This is a genomic window from Mesorhizobium sp. CNPSo 4671, from assembly GCF_057784245.1.
The window spans coordinates 1-1,536 of record NZ_JBWLUW010000057.1; the positions used below are offsets into that span (position 1 = coordinate 1).

The following is a 1,536-nucleotide window of genomic DNA, read 5'->3' on the forward strand; positions in this document are numbered from 1 at the left end:
TTGTGGCTTCGGGGCCGTCCGAGTGTCGCTTACGCGGCTCTCTTGAATTTCGCGGAGGGCAGTCTTAGAAGCAAACTTCTTCGTCGCCAGCGGCGCACCGCCCTCGTTCGTGAGGCGTATATAGTCGCCACCAATCCAAACTGTCAACAGCCATCTCAGATGTTTTTTCGATTTCTCGTGGGCATATCCACAAGGCCGAAATTCGTGAGTTGGCTTGGCTGAATTTCGAACGGTTTTCCGCTGCAGATCTTTTCTGTCGGGGTTCGCCATCACCTTGGCGCCCGATGCATGCAATCGGCCCGACAATCGCCCGTCCTGTCTGTCGATTGTCGGTCGAGTACCGGCCTAAGCGATGCTTCAGAGCCGGTCTTCCAGCAATTCCGGCGTGATGTTTCGACCGGCGTAGAAGATGCCCAGGATCAGCATCCGTTCGCCCTCGACCGCGAAAGCAATGCTGACGGCGCGCCGGTAACCAACAATCCGCAGCCCGGGCATGATCTCGACCCGCTCGGTACCACGCTGTGGAAAAGTCGACAGGCCCAGGCAATGGTCGCGGATGCCGACAACGAAATTCCACGCAATCGCCGGCGACGCGCGCTCGGCAATGTCATCATAGAGCCGTTCGAGCTCAGCTTCCGCTCCCGGGTGGAAGACAATCCGGTACTCCATCCCCTACTTGGCTTTCGCCTGCTTCGCGCGATGACGCGCTTCAAGCCGGGAAAAGACCGTTTCGGCAGGAACCCCCTTCGCCGGATCCCGTTGGAGCTCGGCCAGGCGTCCCGGAATTTCCTCGCGCAGCCACCTCTCCCGCTCCGCCTCGAAATCCTCAAGCATGCGCAGGCCGGCGCGGACAACCTCACTGGCATTGTTGTAGCGGCCTGATTCGAGCTGCTTCCTGATGAAGCTCTCATAGTGGTCGTTCAGGGCGTAGTTTGGCATGGCAACCTCTGGAAAAAATATGGGATCATAGGAATATAACAATAGATGTCATTTATTGCCAGAATCGGTCGATTCGGTAGCACCGCCTTGATTCGGATTGTTCCGCAGACAGGGGTTTGATTCGCCCGATTCGGTACAGCCTATGTATCGCCGCCCCCAAGCCGCCGGCGCGATCGGGATCGAACCCGCAATCGATAGCTGCAGCAATCTGCTCTCGTCATCCAGGAGAGATGACGGCACTGAAGCCGGCTGAAAAAGAAGCCCGCTGCTAAATTCATTTCGCATTTGGTTGTGGGCCGCCGCTTCGATTCGGCTTTGCCGTCGGCTTCTGCTCCGAGAAGGTCCGATTCTTTTTCGCGCGGCTGGGCTGAATCCTCCTCATCGACTGACGGCGGCCAGCGCCGCCAATGCGAACGGCCTTCTGGCTTTGCGCCTAGCGGGCCGTTTTATGTTGGTTTTGGGATAGGCTTTGAGTTTTCTGTCCTGCGGCTTTGGCTTTGCCTGCTTGCGGGCCGCTGATGACAGGTTCGAATCGGCGGCCAGCGTCAGCAAAAAGCAAAACGGCCCGCTTGAGGCGGGCCGTTGAATGTTGGTTGC

General features: G+C 58.1%; 3 protein-coding genes and 1 pseudogene. All 4 read right to left on the reverse strand.

Translation table 11 applies throughout. From position 1 onward, the window contains the following. Positions 1-270 (reverse strand): annotated as a pseudogene (locus AC04SF_RS37305) (hypothetical protein); the annotation flags it as partial. 87 nt (positions 271-357) lie between these two features. After that, positions 358-669, reverse strand: a complete 312-nt coding sequence (locus tag AC04SF_RS37310; protein WP_488481866.1) for a type II toxin-antitoxin system RelE/ParE family toxin — start codon at positions 667-669, stop codon at positions 358-360. 3 nt (positions 670-672) lie between these two features. Beyond that, entirely contained in the window at positions 673-939 is a 267-nt protein-coding gene (locus AC04SF_RS37315) for a type II toxin-antitoxin system ParD family antitoxin (RefSeq protein WP_488481867.1), read from the reverse strand. 378 nt (positions 940-1,317) lie between these two features. Next, positions 1,318-1,536: hypothetical protein (locus tag AC04SF_RS37320; RefSeq protein WP_488481868.1), on the reverse strand; the 219-nt coding region annotated here is incomplete at its 5' end.